This is a genomic window from Methylobacterium sp. ME121, from assembly GCF_000974725.1.
Taxonomy (GTDB): domain Bacteria; phylum Pseudomonadota; class Alphaproteobacteria; order Rhizobiales; family Beijerinckiaceae; genus Methylobacterium; species Methylobacterium radiotolerans.
Genome location: NZ_BBUX01000169.1, coordinates 1 through 1,401, shown reverse-complemented (window position 1 = coordinate 1,401; position 1,401 = coordinate 1). Strand labels below are relative to the sequence as shown.

Genomic DNA, 1,401 nt, shown 5'->3' with positions numbered 1-1,401 from the left:
TGAGCGTGGCGCACGCGCCGGCCGAGACCTTGCACTTCAGTCCCAGGGTCGCGCCGGCCCCGGACCACTGCTGCCCATTGCCGAGCGTCACCCCAGACCCGATGAGATAGCCAGGATGGCTGTCGAGTGTGAGTGATCCCCCGTCCTGCCCAGGCGTTTTTACGGCCGCGTTTGCGGCTCGCAGGGCAGCGGCATCGTCCGTGACTCCATCGCCGGTGACGGAGTAAGTAGCGGCCCTGCCAGCGTTCGGCGGGAACACGCTCTGCGCAAGAGGTCGCGCGGCGAACCCGGAAGCAGTCGGCGCAAGGCTCAGTCCGGAAAGAGGGCAGGCCCCGCCCGGCAGGCACACAATCCCGCCCTTCGTTTGTAGGGCCGTGGAGCCGTGCAGCGTGATGCTGTCCGCCTCCGGACGATACAGATCGACGGAGGGATATCGCGCAGACTTGCTCGCGTCCCAAGCCAATGCATGGCTCGACACCGCGGAGAAGAGCAGCGCCGGCACAACTAGCCTATGCATCATAGTATCTCCAGAAAACCAGCCGCGTTCGGTAGCGTCACTTGAAGTAGATCGTGTATGGCTTGCCGGCGGTGCCGCCGATTATTGTCACGATGCCGGTCGGAACCCGCGTGTCGTAAGTCACGGTCGCCCCGGGCGCGAGCATGATGGTCCCGACCCCGTTCAGCACCGCAGGGCGGTTGAAAGCGAAGCCGACGGGCGTGGTCGCGTCCGGGTTGTGGATCTGGAGAAAACTGCGGGTCGCACTCGCCTCGACCACGTTCTGCGACGTGTTCGCCGCGATTATCGTCCCAGAGGCGTCGGTGGTCGGCGCCGGCGAAGCGACCGAGACAGCATTCGATGTGCCCGGTGCTGTCTGGTCGATCCCGATCGAGCCAGAAATGGACCAGGGAGACGTGCCCTGGTCGACGGTAAATTTCGGCTGTTGCTGCGCGTCAGCAGCCACAGTCAGGCAGGCAAGCGCCGTCAGCGCGAGGATGAGCTTGCGCATGGATAGATTCCGATTTTGCAGGGGAGAGGTGGCCGGGGTGCTAGCCGCTCGTGACGAAGCAGGTGGTGCCGCTCGTCGAAAAGACGTTGAGTGGCGCGGTCGGCACCTTCCTGTCGTACCGGACGCTCTGGCCAGGCGCGAGGATGTGGCCCACGGCGGCGGTTGCTGCAGCTCCCCAACGGTAGGCCATCGGGTTCGGCCCGGTATTCGTGATCTCGATGAACTGGCGGGTCGGGTTGGCCGCCGCGGCCACGACATTCGCCCCAGCGGCGATCGGCGCCCCGCCATTGTCCGCCGTGATCATCGATCCAGCGACCAGGGCCCGAACAGCCTCGAGCTTGGACTCCGTCGCTGCCCCGTCCGGCAGAGGCAGAGCCGCCGCTGAGATCGGCTG

Annotated in this window: 2 protein-coding genes and 1 pseudogene; all 3 read right to left on the bottom strand. The window is 65.9% G+C overall.

The genetic code is table 11. The annotated features are described in order from the left end of the window. Positions 1–502 (bottom strand): annotated as a pseudogene (locus ME121_RS34845) (hypothetical protein); the annotation flags it as partial. A gap of 52 nt (positions 503–554) precedes the next feature. Continuing rightward, positions 555–1,007: a hypothetical protein gene (locus ME121_RS32720; RefSeq protein WP_059410332.1), complete on the bottom strand. Its 453-nt coding sequence runs from the start codon at positions 1,005–1,007 to the stop codon at positions 555–557. Positions 1,008–1,047: 40 nt separating this feature from the next. Continuing rightward, on the bottom strand, positions 1,048–1,401 hold a 354-nt coding region (locus ME121_RS32715; protein ID WP_491892961.1), incomplete at its 5' end, for a hypothetical protein.

What these genes read in the sequence shown, in the direction of transcription:
- ME121_RS32720 (WP_059410332.1), bottom strand. Translation starts at nt 1,007, where the DNA reads ATGCGCAAGCTCATCCTCGCGCTGACGGCGCTTGCCTGCCTGACTGTG.